The 16,065-nt window shown below is 62.4% G+C and carries 17 protein-coding genes; all 17 read right to left on the bottom strand.

Going from position 1 to position 16,065, the window contains the following annotated elements; all coding sequences use genetic code 11:
* Window positions 1-281: 281 nt before the first annotated feature.
* Window positions 282-1,511: a P-type conjugative transfer protein TrbL gene (trbL, locus tag RAD15_RS09405; protein WP_426420811.1), complete on the bottom strand. Its 1,230-nt coding sequence runs from the start codon at window positions 1,509-1,511 to the stop codon at window positions 282-284.
* Window positions 1,508-1,891 (bottom strand): putative entry exclusion protein TrbK-alt, encoded by a 384-nt coding sequence (gene trbK-alt, locus RAD15_RS09400; protein ID WP_458176562.1) that lies wholly within the window; start codon window positions 1,889-1,891, stop codon window positions 1,508-1,510. Before trbK-alt ends, trbL begins: the two co-directional genes overlap by 4 nt.
* Window positions 1,891-2,622: a P-type conjugative transfer protein TrbJ gene (gene trbJ, locus RAD15_RS09395; protein WP_458176560.1), complete on the bottom strand. Its 732-nt coding sequence runs from the start codon at window positions 2,620-2,622 to the stop codon at window positions 1,891-1,893. Before trbJ ends, trbK-alt begins: the two co-directional genes overlap by 1 nt.
* Window positions 2,619-5,060 (bottom strand): conjugal transfer protein TrbE, encoded by a 2,442-nt coding sequence (gene trbE / locus RAD15_RS09390; protein ID WP_458176782.1) that lies wholly within the window; start codon window positions 5,058-5,060, stop codon window positions 2,619-2,621. The genes trbJ and trbE overlap by 4 nt, the downstream gene beginning before the upstream one ends.
* 10 nt (window positions 5,061-5,070) lie before the next feature.
* On the bottom strand, window positions 5,071-5,334 hold the full coding sequence (locus RAD15_RS09385) for a VirB3 family type IV secretion system protein (RefSeq protein ID WP_027534830.1): 264 nt from the start codon (window positions 5,332-5,334) through the stop codon (window positions 5,071-5,073).
* Window positions 5,334-5,660, bottom strand: a complete 327-nt coding sequence (locus RAD15_RS09380; protein ID WP_375859820.1) for a TrbC/VirB2 family type IV secretion system protein — start codon at window positions 5,658-5,660, stop codon at window positions 5,334-5,336. Before RAD15_RS09380 ends, RAD15_RS09385 begins: the two co-directional genes overlap by 1 nt.
* 11 nt (window positions 5,661-5,671) lie before the next feature.
* Window positions 5,672-6,592, bottom strand: coding sequence for a P-type conjugative transfer ATPase TrbB (gene trbB / locus RAD15_RS09375; RefSeq protein ID WP_458176779.1), 921 nt, complete (start codon window positions 6,590-6,592; stop codon window positions 5,672-5,674).
* Window positions 6,593-6,793: 201 nt separating this feature from the next.
* The gene (locus RAD15_RS09370) at window positions 6,794-7,222 is read right to left on the bottom strand and encodes a ribbon-helix-helix domain-containing protein (protein WP_270163317.1); all 429 of its coding nucleotides are present in this window, start codon (window positions 7,220-7,222) and stop codon (window positions 6,794-6,796) included.
* 6 nt (window positions 7,223-7,228) lie between these two features.
* The gene (locus tag RAD15_RS09365; RefSeq protein WP_375859680.1) at window positions 7,229-9,211 is read right to left on the bottom strand and encodes a conjugal transfer protein TraG; all 1,983 of its coding nucleotides are present in this window, start codon (window positions 9,209-9,211) and stop codon (window positions 7,229-7,231) included.
* A 32-nt stretch (window positions 9,212-9,243) separates the two neighbouring features.
* Window positions 9,244-11,007, bottom strand: a complete 1,764-nt coding sequence (locus RAD15_RS09360) for a relaxase/mobilization nuclease domain-containing protein (RefSeq protein WP_270163319.1) — start codon at window positions 11,005-11,007, stop codon at window positions 9,244-9,246.
* 775 nt (window positions 11,008-11,782) lie between these two features.
* The gene (locus RAD15_RS09355; protein ID WP_370691913.1) at window positions 11,783-12,559 is read right to left on the bottom strand and encodes a lytic transglycosylase domain-containing protein; all 777 of its coding nucleotides are present in this window, start codon (window positions 12,557-12,559) and stop codon (window positions 11,783-11,785) included.
* Between the two features lie 140 nt (window positions 12,560-12,699).
* The gene (locus RAD15_RS09350; protein ID WP_458176557.1) at window positions 12,700-13,212 is read right to left on the bottom strand and encodes a S26 family signal peptidase; all 513 of its coding nucleotides are present in this window, start codon (window positions 13,210-13,212) and stop codon (window positions 12,700-12,702) included.
* Window positions 13,209-13,673, bottom strand: coding sequence for a DUF2840 domain-containing protein (locus RAD15_RS09345; protein WP_270163323.1), 465 nt, complete (start codon window positions 13,671-13,673; stop codon window positions 13,209-13,211). Before RAD15_RS09345 ends, RAD15_RS09350 begins: the two co-directional genes overlap by 4 nt.
* A gap of 296 nt (window positions 13,674-13,969) precedes the next feature.
* On the bottom strand, window positions 13,970-14,851 hold the full coding sequence (locus RAD15_RS09340) for a replication initiator protein A (RefSeq protein ID WP_458176555.1): 882 nt from the start codon (window positions 14,849-14,851) through the stop codon (window positions 13,970-13,972).
* Between the two features lie 22 nt (window positions 14,852-14,873).
* Window positions 14,874-15,155, bottom strand: a complete 282-nt coding sequence (locus RAD15_RS09335) for a helix-turn-helix transcriptional regulator (RefSeq protein ID WP_027534820.1) — start codon at window positions 15,153-15,155, stop codon at window positions 14,874-14,876.
* Window positions 15,156-15,287: 132 nt separating this feature from the next.
* On the bottom strand, window positions 15,288-15,698 hold the full coding sequence (locus RAD15_RS09330) for a DUF2285 domain-containing protein (RefSeq protein ID WP_458176553.1): 411 nt from the start codon (window positions 15,696-15,698) through the stop codon (window positions 15,288-15,290).
* Between the two features lie 166 nt (window positions 15,699-15,864).
* Window positions 15,865-16,059, bottom strand: coding sequence for a transcriptional regulator domain-containing protein (locus tag RAD15_RS09325; RefSeq protein WP_458176551.1), 195 nt, complete (start codon window positions 16,057-16,059; stop codon window positions 15,865-15,867).
* Window positions 16,060-16,065 lie beyond the last annotated feature (6 nt).

Genomic DNA, 16,065 nt, shown 5'->3' with positions numbered 1-16,065 from the left:
AGAGGCAGCGTAAGGAAAGCGTCCGGTCGATCTTGCATCGCCGACATCTCGAACACTTGTTGCGTCTCGTGCAGTGACGCTCTCACGGACGCCGTCTGGTCATGCATGGCCTGCCAGAGAAGCCCAGGCGTAAGGCTCAACGAGAGTGCTTGAGAAACCAGCACCAGAGCTTGCCAAGCCGTACTATGCCAGGTTCGCCGACCAGGGCGCGCGCTTGAACTTGGCTGGTCAGTCCTGTGGGCGTATTCGCGCGGCTTCTCAGCGAACGGGCACTTTGACATCTAGCGCCCTCCGTCAGACAGATCGATCGAACTGCCACTTCCACCATGATCTCCCGACCGGACGGCATGAGTTGCCGCCGAAACTCCATGGCTGATTGTCTGCGCGCGCTTCATGCGCTGCGCCCAATCCGGCGGACCTTCGCCCGAGCTGGCAGAGGTCGTGCTGGTGGACCGGCTGCCGCTGTGGATCGCCGCGGAGGCTCTGCGGAGCGGACTGACAGAAGCTGAAGCAGCTGCCTCGGCAACACCACCTATGCCGCCGCTCCGGTACGCGGCCGCCGCGCCGCTTGCGATCGCGCTGCCGCCCCGCGCCGCACCTGCGATCGCTCCGCCGGCGAGGCCGACACCGCCGGCAGCCAGACCGGCTCCTGCTGCCGCCATCCCGCCGGCCGCAAGTCCCGTACCGACCGCGCTACCCGCTCCGAGTTGCGGACCACCGGATACCAGACCGTTCGCGATTCCGGGTCCAAAGATTCCAAGACCCAGAAGCGACAATGCGGCCAAGACCAGAGTCATGGCATCTTCGATCGTCGGCTGACCGCCATTGAAGCCGGCGGTGAACTGGGAAAACAAGGTCGAGCCGATACCGACGATCACGGCCAGCACCAGCACCTTGATGCCGGACGACACGACATTGCCAAGGACGCGTTCGGCCGCAAACGCCGTCTTGCCGAACAGGCCGAACGGAAGCAGCACGAACCCCGCCAGCGTCGTTAGCTTGAACTCGATCAGTGTGACGAAGAGCTGGATCGCCAGAATGAAGAAGGCGAGCAGGACGACGGCCCAGGCGAACAGCAGGACCACGATCTGGACAAAGTTCTCAAAAAAGCTGATGTAGCCCATCAGGTTTGAGATCGAATCCAGGATCGGCCGGCCGGCATCGAGCCCGACTTGAGCAATTTTTCCAGGGTGAACGAAATCGCCTGCCGAAAGGCCCGTACCTGAGGCCTTCAATCCGAGACCGGCGAAGCTTTCGAAGACGATGCGGGCGAGATTATTCCAATTGCCGATCAGGTAGGCGAAGACACCGACGAACAGGGTTTTCTTGACGAGCCGCGCGACAATGTCCTCATCCGTGCCCCAGCTCCAGAACAGGGCGGCCAGGGTGATATCGATCGCAGCCAGCGTTGTCGCAAGATAACCGACCTCGCCGCCAAGAAGCCCAAAGCCATTGTCGATGTAGCGGGTGAAGGTCTCGAGGAACTGATCGATAATTCCTGTGCCCGTCATTGATCACCTCCCGCGGGTGACGCGACGGAGGGATCGCCTTGAGGCATTCGGCTCTGATCTTTCGGCGCTGACAGCAACGGCGAGCTGGCTCGATCGTTGACAGCGGGACCGGTCGAGCTCACCCCTTGGCCGAAGAATCGGCGCCGGTTCTCGGCCCAGATCCTTTGGCAATCCTGATATGCCGCAGAATGCTCTGACGTCACGGTGCGGCAGCGGGTGAGGTCGGATTCCATTGTGCCGCTGGCTGTTGTGCTCGATGGCTTCGGACCCGTGACTCTGTCCGGACCGCGTAGCTGGATCGTGCATGCGACGATGAGTGCCGCTCCGCCAATCACCGTGATGGCGAGCGACAATGCTTGGAATGCCTTTTGATCGCTCATCAATGAAACATCTGCACGTTGGAGGATTGATAACCCTGACCGCTCGTCAGAAAGCGCCGAAGCTGCTCGCGACCTTGGTCCTGAGCAGCGGCGCGTCGTGCAGATTCGAGCGATTGAGCCCTGCCTTGGGCCGCCACGGCAGCCGTCAAGTCGGCGAGCTGCTGCGCCTGGAGTGCGAGGATCTGGTTCCCGGCTTGCGTGGCCTGCAGGGCGCCGCTTGCACCCTGGCTTGAGCTCACCAGTGCTGAGGTCTGAATGCGGTTTGTGTCGAGATTTCCGACAACGCCGGCTTGCACACGAAGTGCGTCCTGAAATCCCACGACCGAGTCCTGCCAGCGCGATTGCGCACCTGCGATCAACGCTGAATCGGATTGGCTGCTGGTTGCTGGTCCGTAGCTGGTGGCGAAGGCCCGATCGATCTGCTGCACGTCATAGCCGATGCGCTGGGCCTGGCTGAGAAGCTGCTGGGTGCGTTGAATCGAGCTCTGGAGCTGCTGCAGCGAGGAATATGGCAGGCTTGCCAGGTTCTTCGCCTGGTTGATCAACATTTGCGCCTCGTTCTGCAACGAGGTGATCTGATTGTTGATCTGCTGCAGCTCTCGTGCTGCGGTCAGGACATTCTGGACGTAGTTGTTGGGATCAAAGACGATCCATTGCGCCCTGCTAGGCACGGCTGCCAGAAGCGAGGCAGCAACGATGCTGATCGCCAGACCGAGACGACGACGGCTCATTGCGACTTCTCCAGATTGCCAAGATTGGGAATGAGGTCCACGGCCCAACCGGCTCCGCGGTGCTGGAGCCAAGCAGGTACAAAGGCCTCGCGGCCGTGCTCTGTAACCAGTCGGTCGATTGCGGCCTGGTCTGTCTTGGATGATGCAGCCGCAAAGGCGAGTGCGACTTCACCGAGCCCGAGCTCGAACATGCGGTTGCCGCGACGGGATTGGCAGTAGTAGTCCCGTTTCGGCGTCGCGCGGCTCAAGAGCTCGATCTGGCGATCGTTGAGCCCAAAACGGCGATAGATCGCGGTGATCTGAGGCTCGATCGCACGCTCGTTCGGCAGAAGCAATCGAGTCGGACAGCTCTCGATGATGGCAGGAGCGATGTCGGATCCATCGATGTCCGACAAAGACTGTGTGGCGAAAACCACAGACGCGTTCTTCTTGCGCAGCGTCTTCAACCATTCGCGGAGCTGGCCGGCAAAATCCGCGTCATCAAGCGCAAGCCAGCCTTCGTCGACGATCATGAGCGTCGGCCTGCCATCGAGGCGGTCGCCAATGCGGTGGAACAGATAGGCCAGCACCGCGGGCGCCGCGTCCGTTCCAATCAGTCCTTCGGTCTCGAACGCCTGGACCGACCCCTCGCCAATTCGTTCGAATTCTGCATCGAGCAGCCGCCCATAGGGCCCACCGAGGCAATAGGGTTGCAAAGCGCGTTTCAGGGTCGTCGACTGGAGCAGAACGGACAGCCCTGTCAGGGTCCGCTCCGGGAGGCGCGCTGACGCAAGGGAGGTCAGCGCGGACCATAAATGATCCTTCGCCTCCGGCGTGATCTCGATCTTCTCGCGGGCAAGGATCGAGGCAACCCAGTCCGTGGCCCAGGCCCGTTCCGCCGTGTCGTCGATCCAGGCCAATGGCTGCAACGCGACCGGCTCGGACGCATCTTGCGACAGCGCGCCGCCGAGATCGTGCCAATCGCCGCCCATAGCGAGGGCTGCCGCCCGGATTGAGCCTCCAAAATCAAAGGCGAAGACCTGAGACTGGGGATAGCGGCGGAACTGGAGCGCCATCAGCGCCAGCAGGACCGACTTGCCGGCACCGGTCGGGCCAACCACAAGCGTGTGTCCGACGTCGCCGACGTGAAGCGCGAAACGGAACGGAGTTGATCCTTCTGTCTTGCCAAAAAGCAGGGGTGGAGCCTTGAAATGCTGATCCCGCGCCTCTCCGGACCATACGGCCGACAGCGGAATCATGTGAGCAAGGTTGAGGGTCGAGAGGGGCGGCTGCCGGACGTTGGCATATACCTGTCCAGGCAGGCTGCCGAGCCACGCTTCGATGGCGTTCACCGTCTCGATCATGCAAGTGAAGTCGCGCCCCTGAATGACCTTCTCGACGAGTCGCAATCTCTCGTCGGCCGAGCGCGCATCCCGGCCCCAAACGGTAACGCTCGCCGTCACGAAGGCCTCTCCGATCTGGTCCGAACCAAGCTCCTGAAGGGCCGCGTCCGCATCCATCGCCTTGTTGTGAGCGTCGGTATCGAGAAGCGTGGATGCCTCGTTGGTCATCACCTCCTTCAGGATCGCGGCGATTGACTTCCGCTTGGCGAACCACTGGCGCCGGATTTTCGTCAGGAGCTTTGTGGCATCCGTTTTGTCGAGCATGATCGCCCGGGTCGACCAGCGGTACGGGAAAGCGAGACGATTGAGGTCGTCGAGAATTCCGGGCGTGGTCGCTGTCGGAAATCCGACGACGGTCAGAACGCGCAGGTACGCTGTGCCCAACATCGGCTCGAGACCGCCGGTCAACGGCTGGTCAGCGAGCAGCGCGTCGAGATACATGGGGATCTCGGGCACACGAACCCGATGCCGTTTGGTCGAGATCGTCGAATGCAGGTAAGTCAGCGTCTCCTCGTCGTCGAGCCAGGCGCATTCAGGCATAAAGCCCTCGACAAGCTGCAGCACGCGGTCGGTTCGGTCGACAAAGCCGCTGAGCACCTCGCGCGCGTCGGCACTTGGCGTGCGACTGCTGCCTTCATAAAGAAGCCGCTCCGCCCTGGCCGCATCCTCGGCCGGCGGCAGGTAAGCGAAAGTCAGATAATAGCTCGAGTCGTAATGGGCGCCCTCTTCCTCGAACTGCGCCCGGCGCTCGGCATCAACCAGCGCGGATGCGACGTCCGGAAAAGCGTTGGGCGGATACGCTCCTGCGGAATGGCGCTGCGCCTCCACGAAGACGGCCCAGCCGGATCCCAGGCGGCGCAGAGCGTTGTTGAGACGACCGGCCACGGCCACGAGCTCGGCCGGAACGGCACTGTCGAGGTCTGGTCCGCGGAATCTGGCCGTTCGCTGGAATGAGCCGTCCTTGTTCAGGACGATGCCCGCGTCGACCAGGGCCACCCAAGGCAGGAAATCGGCAAGCCGCGTGCTCGATCGGCGGTATTCCGCGAGATTCATCATGGAAAGAGCTCTAGATGTTGAGATGGGCTGGGACGCGCAGGTGACGGCGCACCACTTCGACGAATGCCGGGTCTCGCTTGGCAGCCCATACAGCCGCCGCGTGCCCAATGGCCCAGAGCAGGAGACCGGCGATCCACAAGCGCAATCCCAGCCCAAGGGCTGCGGCGAGCGTCCCGTTAACGATGGCGACCGACCGGGGTGCTCCGCCCATCAGGATCGGCTCAGTCAGAGCCCGATGCACCGGCGCGATAAATCCTGCGACGGGCTCGTCCATCACACCACCACGCCGCCGCCGAACGAAAAGAACGACAGGAAGAAGCTCGAAGCTGCGAACGCGATCGAAAGCCCGAACACGATCTGGATCAGCCTGCGAAAGCCGCCCGAGGAATCGCCAAAGGCAAGCGTCAGGCCCGTGACGACGATGATGATGACGGCGATGATTTTGGCGACCGGTCCTTCAACCGACTGCAGGATCTGATTGAGCGGCTGCTCCCATGGCATGTTGGAGCCGGCGGCCCAGGCGGGCGGACTTATGAGCAGGACCGCACCCAGCGCGGCGATGGAAACGCTCCAATGCGGAACTCGGTTTCGATTGCTCATGTTTCGATTGCTCATGTGAGGTCTCCTGCTGGTGAAAGGCTGTAATCCCCGGCCGCTCCGAGGCCGTTGACGCGCGCGAGTTCGGCAAGCCGGCGCTCGGAACCGCGCCCGGACAGGACCGCAACGACGTTGATGGTGTCGGCAATCAGGGCGCGCGGCACGGTCATCACGGCTTCCTGGATGAGCTGCTCCAGCCGGCGTAAAGCGCCGAGCGCAGTGCCCGCATGGATGGTGCCGATACCGCCGGGGTGACCGGTTCCCCAGGCCTTGAGCAGATCAAGCGCCTCAGCGCCCCGCACCTCGCCAATGGGAATGCGGTCTGGACGCAGTCGAAGTGAGGAGCGCACGAGATCCGAGAGCGAGACCACGCCATCCTTGGTGCGCAGCGCGACCAGATTCGGTGCTTTGCATTGCAACTCGCGGGTGTCCTCGATCAGCACGACCCGGTCACTGGTCTTCGCGACCTCGGCAAGCAATGCGTTTGTGAGCGTGGTCTTGCCCGTTGATGTGCCGCCAGCGACCAGGATGTTTTTGCGCGAGGCGACGGCCTGGCGCAGTGCCATGGCGTGATCGGCCGTCATGATGCCCGCCTTGGCATAGTCGTCGAGCGTGAAGACGGCGACGGCGGGCTTGCGAATGGCGAACGCTGGTGCCGCGACGACAGGAGGCAATAGGCCTTCGAAGCGCTCTCCGGTCTCGGGTAATTCAGCAGAAATACGGGGCGCGGCGGCGTGGACCTCGGCCCCCACATGATGTGCCACCAGGCGAATGATGCGCTCGCCATCGGCGGCGGAGAGTTGTTCACCTGTATCAGTCAGTCCGCTGGAGAGCCGGTCGATCCACAACCGGCCGTCAGGGTTCAGCATGACCTCGACGATCGCATCGTCTTCGAGGTAGCGCGCGATGGCGAGCCCCAGCGCGCTGCGGAGCATCCGCGCGCCACGCGAGATCGCCTCCGACTGAAGAGAATGGATTGCCACTGCCTGCCCCCCACCGATCGAGGGCTAAAGCAGCGCCCTCGGATGGGGATGATTAGAAAAACCACCAACGACCTTCCTGCAACCAGGCGATCATCTCCGTCGTAGTCTGGCGTAGAAAGAGAAAGGCCGGAGCAACCAGCAAGGCCGGCGCAATCATTTGGTGGAATCCTCGGGCGCTCCATGAACGACATCGTCCGGAATCTCCCGCAAGAAGCTTTGGCCCTTTTGCAGGCGGCGGCCCAATGTCTCGACGAAGCCTTCAAAGCGCTCACGTCCCTTGATCTGAGCGGCGGCCTGGGCTTCGTTCGGCAAGGGAGGCGTGATCGTCAGCCAAAACCGAACAAACAGGGCCAGGGTCTCGGCTGTCAGCCCGACATCCCGCTCAAGTCTCTGCACTTGCCGGGACAACCGGTCCAGCCGGCGGGCGAACGCCGCCTCTCTGCGATCGACTCCATCCGGTGACAGAAACGAGATGACGGCCGCCTCGACGATGGCCGATCGCGAGAGCTTTTTGCGATCGGCAAGGTCGGAAATCTGCTTCAGAAGCTCCGGGGGGAAATACACGTTCATGCGGTTGCGCATGGGACCTCAGAGATCAATGCCATCGTTCGGGTCAAGCGCCGCCTGGCGGGCCACGCCCCGCATCTGCTGGCGAAGAAGCCGGGCTTGACGCACGGCCTCATCGTCGTCGTCCAGGACGGCAAACTCTTCTGTCGGCGTCACATCGGTTGTCTCTTTGACGATGGCGACGTGGTCAGGAAGTTCGGGTTCCCGGCGCAGACCGCTGTTGGCGGCATCGGTTTCGGAGTCTTCGGTCTGGACGGTTGCGCCATTCCGCGCGGGGAGCTTGAGGCTGGACCAACTATCTTCCCGGGAAGACCGCCCCAGCCTGGCCGGCTCTGGCGGTGAGAGAATGCGCTCGGTAAGCCGTCTGTCTTCGTAGTAGCGCACCTTCCTGGCTCGGATCGGCGCCGTCCCGGCCACCATCACGATTTCGTCGGTGGGAGGAAGCTGCATCACCTCGCCGGGCGTGAGCAAGGCGCGTGCGGTCTCCTGCCGCGAGACCATCAGATGGCCAAGCCACGGGTTCAGCCGATGGCCGGCATAGTTCTTCATGGCTCGCATCTCGGTCGCAGTCCCAAGCGCGTCCGAAACGCGTCTTGCGGTCCGCTCGTCGTTTGTTGCGAAGCTCACGCGGACATGGCAATTGTCCAAAATCGCATTGTTGGGGCCGTAGGCCTTCTCGATCTGGTTCAACGACTGTGCAATCAGGAAGGCCTTGATCCCGTATCCGGCCATGAACGCGAGCGCCGACTCGAAAAAATCGAGACGTCCCAGTGCCGGGAACTCGTCCAGCATCATCAGGACGCGGTGGCGGCGGTTGTTGGCTTGCAGATCTTCGGTGATGCGACGGCCAATTTGATTGAGCACGAGACGTATGAGCGGCTTCGTCCGGGAGATGTCGGACGGAGGCACGACAAGGTAGAGCGTCGTCGGACGAGCATCGGCAATCAGGTCCGCGATCCGCCAATCGCATCGGCTCGTGACCTGCGCCACCACCGGGTCCCGATAGAGTCCAAGAAACGACATCGCGGTCGAGAGCACGCCAGAGCGTTCGTTCTCAGACTTATTCAGCAGTTCTCGCGCGGTTGAGGCGACAACGGGATGTGGACCCTGCTCACCAAGGTGCGAGCTTGTCATCATTGCCTTCAGCGTGACTTCGATTGGGCGCTTCGGGTCCGACAAAAAGGCCGCGACCCCGGCGAGCGTCTTGTCAAGTTCTGCATAGAGGACGTGCAGGATGGCACCGACAAGCAGCGAATGGCTGGTCTTCTCCCAGTGGTTCCGCTTGTCGAGCGACCCTTCCGGATCGACCAGCACGTCCGCAACATTCTGGACGTCCCGAACCTCCCATTCGCCGCGGCGTACTTCGAGAAGTGGGTTGTAGGCAGACGATTTTGGATTGGTCGGATCGAACAGCAACACCCGGCCATGTCGGGACCGAAACCCGGCCGTGAGCTGCCAGTTCTCGCCCTTGATGTCGTGCACGATTGCCGAGTCTGGCCACGTGAGGAGGGAAGGAACAACAAGGCCAACGCCCTTGCCGGACCGGGTCGGCGCAAAGCAGAGCACATGCTCCGGTCCGTTGTGGCGGAGGTAATCCTCCGCCAGCCTGCCAAGCACGACCCCGTCCCCACCCAAAAGTCCGGCCGCCTGCACCTCCCGCGGATCGGCCCACCGCGCCGAGCCGTAGGTCTGGACATTCTTGGCCTCGCGCGCCCGCCAGACCGACATGCCGATCGCGACCGCGATCGAAACAAAGGTCCCCGAGGCCACGATGAATGCACCTTCGACAAAGACCTGAGGGGCATAGGCGTCGTAGACGAACCACCACCAGAAGAAGACGGGCGGGTAATAGATCTTGAAGCCCGACAACTCGAACCACGGCTGCCCAAGCTCCGGCTGATAGGCGAGGCGCCAGGCCGTCCACTCGGTCGCACCCCATATGGCGAGCAAGACGATCAGGCCGACGACAATCACCTGTCCCCATAGGATTTTGGTTCCGGACATCCCGAACACCTTTCGAGCAATTGACAAGATAGCTACAGGCTGAGGTCGCGCTTCCGGCCGAAGCTCCATTCGATCCCGCCGCCCTCCTTCGTGGTGCCGGCAACGTGCTGGCCCAACCTTTTCTCAAGCTCGCGCGACCAGGGCACCAGCTGAAATCCGAGCCCGTCGTCGATCATGGCGAAACGCCCCGAGGCGAGCGTCAACCGCTGACGATACGTGCCCGCTACGTGCTCGCCCGAGGCGCCCTTCACGTGAGGCAGGCCGGTCTGCGCCGAGATTCTTGCCGCCACCTCGTCCAGCTCGCGTCGGCGCAACGTGTTCAGGAGATCACGCTGGAATGTGATGCGCTGGCCCTGCCGTCGCGCCAGACCTTCCCGAACCAGATGCTCTGTGCGAGCTTCGAGAGCGTCGCGCGTCTGGCGACCGAAGCCGCCCATGGCGAGCGGCATGGGGTTGGATTCAACCAGCCGGTGGTCGAGCCAGGTGGCGCCTTTCGCGGCGACCTGCTCGCCAAGATCGAGATCAGAACGGGCCGCAAGGACCAATGTCGGGCGCGGATCATCGGCCGGACCGAAGCGCCGGACCTCGACCATACCGCCGACGGATGGCGCATGTTCGAAAGCTTCGATTCCTCGGAACCGGACGTGGTGCGCGCGCCCGTCTGTTCCGTCGATCAGGGCGTAGGCCTCGCCGGTGAGCTCGTCATGCAATCCATGATCGACCAGTCGTCCGATAATCTGGGAGCTTGGCTGTCCACCTTCGATGACGTAGTCGGACACGCCACGCGCTTCCCCACGCTCGCTGAAGGCGCGATGCATGGTCTTGATGATGTCGCCGCGCATGCCGAGGTCGCGGAGATTACGTTCAGCCTCGAGCCCGACCATCCACTCCCCTGGCGCAGCTGACGCAGCAAGGCCCATCTTCTCCAGGTGCTGAAGGCGGCCGACCATCAGGCGCCGGATTTCGGGATCGGAGCTGCCGGGATTGTCGGGGCGAAGATCGATATAGCCGGTTTCGTCGGCGACCTGCCAGATCTCCCGGTCGAGCCGCGTCCATCGCTCTGCCGTGACTTCTCTCTCCAGCGCATTGCGGATTTCATGCTCAGGTCTTGGACCCAGTTCGATGCCGACCAACTCCTCGGCGCGTGAGCGCAGGCCGCGGCTGACGTAGTCGCGGGAGATCACGAGGTCTGCGCCTGTCTCATCGACTCCCCGAACGAGAAGATGGATGTGAGGGTTGTCCGTATTCCAGTGATCGACGGCCACCCATTCGAGCTGCGTTCCGAGATCGATCTCCATCTGCTTGGCCAGATCACGGGTGAAGGCCTTGAGGTCAGTCATGTCGGCGGCATCCTCGGGCGAGACAATGAATCGAAAATGATGGCGGTCGCCCTCGCAGCGTTCTGCGAAGGCCGCACCGTCAGCTCGATCGCTGCCAGCATCAAACATCTCGGCCCGCTCGCCGTTCCGGGTTACTCCGTCGCGCTTGAGGTATGAAAGATGAGCCGTCAGCGGCGCCGAGCGGAACGAACGTCCCTTGTGACGCACGATGCGCGCCTTCACCACAACGCGCCGCGTCGGACTGAACAACCGGCTGCGACCAAAGGACAGCCGGCCGCGGCCAAACGTCGAGCGCCCATAGGCCGCAGAACGCCTGCCAAACCTGCCCTGACCCGACGTGTGTCCGGCTTTCTTCGCGGCACGTAGCACCTGGTTGATGAAGCTCTTCGGCTTGGGCGCGCGGGTGCTGCGGATGCGCCCGGGCCGAATGCGCAGATCGCTGTCACGCAGGGTCATTGCCGGACCGCGAAAGGCGCCAAGGCCGCTACAGTGCCGAAAATCTGCTTGATTGCGCTGTTCAAAATGTACGGCGCGGCACGCGCCCCGACCGACCGGCACGCCAGAACCCAAGCCATGTCAATGGCTTGCGGTTCGACCGGCGAGCCCCTTTTATCTCGCCGTCCTGCCGTCATGCTCATGTTCTCCCGGTCCCTGGTTCCCAGGGCCCAACTTCCAAGCCAACAGGCTGTCGGTGCTCGCGGCGGTTTGCGACAAAATGCAGTTCGGGTCGTTGCGGTGGATCCTCTAATAGCGCCTGCCCGAACACCTCGGCTGGTGGCCGATTCATTGCGAAAGAGCCGCCGCGACTTCGCAGTTGACTTGCGAAGCCCCCACTGTTTGCGAGCGTTTGCGATAGCGATCGTTACCCGAAGGGCCGAGACACCCGTAGGGTGGCTCGGTGAGGAGCGAAGCGACGAGTAGAGCGCGGGCCGAAGGCATCGCCCGTATGCCATCAGCACGTTATTATCGCACTCCTCAGCGAACTCTTGCCGCGTGAGCGAGGGTCCTTCAGTAGCAAACCCGAACGTCTTAGCGTCATGATCGTGTTGCGGCGTTTCGAATGTAAACCGAATGTCCGTCACGGGGCGCCCGCGACGTGGAAACTGACGACTGATATCACGAGCTGCCCGATGTGCAGCCGCCGAACGCTTACTCGTGTCTTCCGACCGTCCCCTCCTTTCCGCCCATTTCTCTCTACGGAACGCTAATGCATGCGCGCTTATGCATTCGCTCATCGCCGACCTCCCGCAACAAAGCTCGCGGAAAAAAGCCCGGTTGCTTGGGGTACGATGGCTGAAATGTCGTGTGCAACGCCCGCGATCGGAGTGTGATCCAGCATGAGGCCGCGCTGCGCCGACGTGGTGCTCTTGAGGCTTTCGGACCGCACAGCGAATAGCGTCGTTCCCGACGGCTGCAACCTGGCGACCGCCCCAGGAACGGAAATATCGCTGCCGATCGTTGGTGCAAGCTTCTGCAAATAAGCTCGGGTTTCAGCTGGCAATGCTCGACCAGCGAGATGTTCTTCGTAGCGACCAGGTCCCGCATTGTAGGCTGCGAGGAAGCCCGGCGAACCGTATCGGTCCTGCAGTTCCCGGAGATAGGCCGCACCAGCAAGGATGTTGTCGTGGGGATCGTAGGGATCGTTGCCAAGCTGGTATCGCAGGCGAAGCTCGGCCCAAGTCTGCGGCATGATCTGCATCAGCCCCATGGCACCTTTCGGGGATTTGGCGCACACGTCTCCAGCGCTCTCGACTTCCAAGACGGCGCGTATCCAGTACACTGGTAAGCCGAAGCGGCGCGAGGCCTCGTCAATGATCGGTGCAAACGCTTCGCTGGTTTGAGAGTTCGCTGTATGCTCTGCCGATCGTGTCTCGGCGAAAGCCGCAGCATCACTGATCGTCAGCGCAAGGAACAACGGCACGACGGAGCGAAGGCTTGTTTCGACTGAACGCCAGCATGCCCTTGTGTTCGTGCTCCTCCGGGCTAAGGTCGCCTGGCGCCGGCCCATCGGCCGCCCACGGACGAAGTCCGGGGCGGGCGCTGGACCGGCCCTGCGCGCGAGGGCTCCGCGATCGTTGGCCGGGACGGAGGAATGGGGCGACATTCGGTCGAACAGCGGAATAGCAGATCGGAATCCCAACACCCGCATCAGTCCTCCCAGGTCCACACGGGGAGCGCACGCCCAAGGACGGCGGATGCCGGCAGAAAGCCGAAGTATCTTCCGTCCAGCGAGTCGGCGGATTGCCAGTTCATGACAAAGAGTTCGCCCTCGCCGACGACGCGGCAACCCTGCCATTTCGGGAGGGGACGGCCGCGGCCATCGCGATCCCTTGCCTCGCCCATTTCGATCGCGTCGACGGTAACTGCGAGCCCGGTTCTACAGACGGTCTGCCCCGGAAGCGCCAGCACGCGCTTGAGCATTGGTATCCCGGCCGGCAGATAGCCGCTCGCGTCAAGGAAGGTTGCAAGCGGCTCCGGCGGCTGAACGGCGAGCAACTCGGTCACGAACAGCTTTTCCGCAGGTTGCAAGCGATACAGGCCGATTGGCACGCTGTCAGATGCATTCCAGACGTAGAGTGGTGTCAGGTCGAGAACTATCGGTACGAGAAGAGCAGCAGCGCCGCCGAACATCGTGACCAAGGTCTTCCACGGACCTGTCATCGCATGGTCCTCTGCCGTTGAAGCCACGCCTGGTGTCTCGCTTTCGTGTAGGGGCGGGGGTTTTCATTGACCGACATGCGGTTATGAACATGATGCCAGTAATCGGGCGCAGCGTCCGCGGGATCGATGTCGAGTGCCTCGACAGCGTCGATCAACTGAAGCACCCGTTCGACCTTGGGCCAGCCGGATAGGCGCAGGAGAATGTCCCCGCCGGGCTTCACATAGGGCACCGTGGAGCATCGTTGTCCCGGTACCACCGCGCGCAGAATATCGATCCGTGAGATTGCCGTTCCGAAGTCGTTTGATGTCCAGCGTACGAACGCGAAGATGCTGCCGGGCGCAAAGGACAGCACGCGTCGGCGGCGATCGAGGATTCTCTCCTCGACGGAGTGGCCGAACCGGATGCGGTTCTCAATGCGCTTCTCGAGCCAAAGGAGTTCGACTTCAGTGAAATTGTTCATGGTGCGCTCCGAGTACAGAAAGGTTCTGGTTGCCTGGCGGGAGCGGAATTGCGACAGCGCGTCCTCGCCCTCGCCGTCACTGTGGCGAGGCAGAACAGGCGGACCGTGGTGGTTATCCTCATCAGGCCCGAAGGCGCGGTCCGTTAGAAGAAATCCGAAGGATTTCTGGTTAGAAGAGTTACGGCGGCTGGAAAGCGCTAAAGGACAAGGACTTCGATCCGATTCCTGTCCCCGATAGCACGAGGGTCGGGTCCTTGATGGCACGAGGGTTGCGGTCCTCGATAGCACGAGCTGATTCACAGGTTGCCTCCCGATTTCGGATGGAGACCGCGCTTGCGAAGCCTCTCGGTGAATGGATTGATGGGCGCGGGCGCGAACCTCAACCGCTCGGCGCCGTCGCGATCGCGCGTGAGCACGAGTTGGTAGCCAGGCAATGCCTGGCGCTGGACAATCTGGCGCACGTCGTATGCAAAATGCTTGAGTGGCGAGAGACTGCCGGACTTGGCATGGAGATGCACAAGATCGAAACTCCAGCCGCCCTGCTGCCGGCCGCCATGCTTGCGCACGAGGCGGTAAAGCCAGCGCTCAAGTCCGCCCGTCAGATCGAAATACGCGCGATCAATCGTGAGCACGAGCGCGTCATCGATCACGCCGGAATAGAACCAATCGGGCAAGATCAGTTCGAGCCCGAACGGGCGTCCGTTTGCGTCAGCGGTCTCCTTCCATTCGTTGATCCACGAGAAACGATGCCGCCGTCGTTCCGCAATCTGGCGAATTGACGTCAACACGGTCGTCGATTGCAACCTGTCGAGCCCCGCCTTCAGGCGGTCGTAGTCGCGCGAGCTGGTGCCACGGCCGGCGAACGTCAGAATCTCGTAAGGCGTTGCAGCCATCAGGCGCGACGTCTTCAAGCCGGCGTCACGGGCTTCGACGATCTGGGAAGCGGCCCAGATCAAAACATCCGCATCCCAAATGGTCGCCATGCCGTGTTCCGGCACCGCTTCGACCCGAATTGCGATCGCACCAGTACGAAAATCGATCGGCACAATGCGCTTTGTTTTCGCGAGCGAGAAGAATGGATAAGCCATCAGATCCTGCGCGTCGCGGGGCGCGAGATCACCGGGCAGTGCGCGGAAGAGCTCAAGCTGGTTGCGCTCGGAATGGTGTTTGCGTCGCATGACCATCGCTCTCAAACAGGGATCAGCGACGTTCCTGGCCCGCATAGGGGCGCAGCGTCGGGTGCTTCTTTGCGGGCAGCACAGTCCCTTTGCCGGGATCGGAGGTCGAGGTTTTGGCGCCGAGATCAGCCCATGCTTTCAGGTCATCTACGGCGTAGACCACACGCCCGCCAATCTTCCGATACGTCGGCCCGGTGCCGTACGTGCGGTGCTTCTCCAGCGTGCGACCGGAAAGGCCAAGATAACGCGCGGCCTCCGATGTACGCAGGAAGCGCGGGGGCAGACCGGCCATCGGATCGGGCATTTGAGAACTCCAAGAGGACAGCGAACTGCGGATGGCGGCATCGGCGTGTCTGCGGCCATCATGGAGAAGCAAGTTCTCGGAGGAGGATGCCGAATATCTGGGGGCGGATTTTCGGCACCCCTGGAGGCAGCGCTACTCGTCCCTGCGCCCGGGCCGCAGAAGTTTGCGATAGCCTCCGCGCACAAGCGCAAGGCCGCTTTGTACGAGGCGGATTGTTCGGCTGCGCAAATCGTGCGTTTTCCAGGCACGATCGGGGATGCGCTTTTCGCCGAACAGAGCCTCTGCGATGCTGCGATAGGTCGCGCCCGCGAGATACGCGGCGACTGCGCGAAGGGCTGCGCATAATCGTTCGCGCCGCTGTTTTGACAAGCGACGGAAGGCAGGTCCTGGCGCGCGTCCATTCATCGCGCGCCATAGCCGCGTGGCAGCGTGCGCGCGCGCTTCGAAGTCGCGGTCAAGCGGCAACTCAGCCGCATAGTAAGTGCCTGCAGTCAGCGGCTGTTTTGACCAGATCCGATGCTCCGCCGACCCGATGTGCAGCACCAGGTGCCACCCGTCGGCGGCGCGGCACACCTGTCCGGCACTGAAGTCGAGCAGTGGCGGAGGCGCTGACTTGCGAGAAACCGCCGGCGCACTTGTCACCGGGACGACGGACGCCAGAACCTCAGGTGTCCAAAAGATCGCCTGCTCTTTGGAGGACTTTTGCGGATCATGGGCGAAAGCAGATGCCCCATCTCCTCCTGAATTCCTCGGTCACTTCGCCATCGGGGCTGCTCGCAACCATTGCTTGGTAGTCGCGTTGGTAGTCCACGTTCATACGCAGGCCTTCCCAGGCGATGTGAGTGATCTCAGCGTTCTCCAGGCTCTTAAACGAATCCGGCGATCGCCAGTCGAATTCAGGCATTGCTTC

The sequence above is a fragment of the Bradyrhizobium sp. 14AA genome, assembly GCF_054185205.1.
The sequence above is the reverse complement of the archived record's forward strand: the minus strand, read 5'-3'. Positions and strand labels throughout refer to the sequence as shown.

Bases quoted from the DNA above. Each gene is read 5' to 3' on its own strand.
- trbL (WP_426420811.1), bottom strand. From the start codon at position 1,511: ATGACGGGCACAGGAATTATCGATCAGTTCCTCGAGACCTTCACCCGC.
- trbK-alt (WP_458176562.1), bottom strand. From the start codon at position 1,891: ATGAGCGATCAAAAGGCATTCCAAGCATTGTCGCTCGCCATCACGGTG.
- trbJ (WP_458176560.1), bottom strand. From the start codon at position 2,622: ATGAGCCGTCGTCGTCTCGGTCTGGCGATCAGCATCGTTGCTGCCTCG.
- trbE (WP_458176782.1), bottom strand. From the start codon at position 5,060: ATGATGAATCTCGCGGAATACCGCCGATCGAGCACGCGGCTTGCCGAT.
- RAD15_RS09385 (WP_027534830.1), bottom strand. From the start codon at position 5,334: ATGGACGAGCCCGTCGCAGGATTTATCGCGCCGGTGCATCGGGCTCTG.
- RAD15_RS09380 (WP_375859820.1), bottom strand. From the start codon at position 5,660: ATGAGCAATCGAAACCGAGTTCCGCATTGGAGCGTTTCCATCGCCGCG.
- trbB (WP_458176779.1), bottom strand. From the start codon at position 6,592: ATGCTCCGCAGCGCGCTGGGGCTCGCCATCGCGCGCTACCTCGAAGAC.
- RAD15_RS09370 (WP_270163317.1), bottom strand. From the start codon at position 7,222: ATGCGCAACCGCATGAACGTGTATTTCCCCCCGGAGCTTCTGAAGCAG.
- RAD15_RS09365 (WP_375859680.1), bottom strand. From the start codon at position 9,211: ATGTCCGGAACCAAAATCCTATGGGGACAGGTGATTGTCGTCGGCCTG.
- RAD15_RS09360 (WP_270163319.1), bottom strand. From the start codon at position 11,007: ATGACCCTGCGTGACAGCGATCTGCGCATTCGGCCCGGGCGCATCCGC.
- RAD15_RS09355 (WP_370691913.1), bottom strand. From the start codon at position 12,559: ATGGGCCGGCGCCAGGCGACCTTAGCCCGGAGGAGCACGAACACAAGG.
- RAD15_RS09350 (WP_458176557.1), bottom strand. From the start codon at position 13,212: ATGACAGGTCCGTGGAAGACCTTGGTCACGATGTTCGGCGGCGCTGCT.
- RAD15_RS09345 (WP_270163323.1), bottom strand. From the start codon at position 13,673: ATGAACAATTTCACTGAAGTCGAACTCCTTTGGCTCGAGAAGCGCATT.
- RAD15_RS09340 (WP_458176555.1), bottom strand. From the start codon at position 14,851: ATGCGACGCAAACACCATTCCGAGCGCAACCAGCTTGAGCTCTTCCGC.
- RAD15_RS09335 (WP_027534820.1), bottom strand. From the start codon at position 15,155: ATGCCCGATCCGATGGCCGGTCTGCCCCCGCGCTTCCTGCGTACATCG.
- RAD15_RS09325 (WP_458176551.1), bottom strand. From the start codon at position 16,059: ATGCCTGAATTCGACTGGCGATCGCCGGATTCGTTTAAGAGCCTGGAG.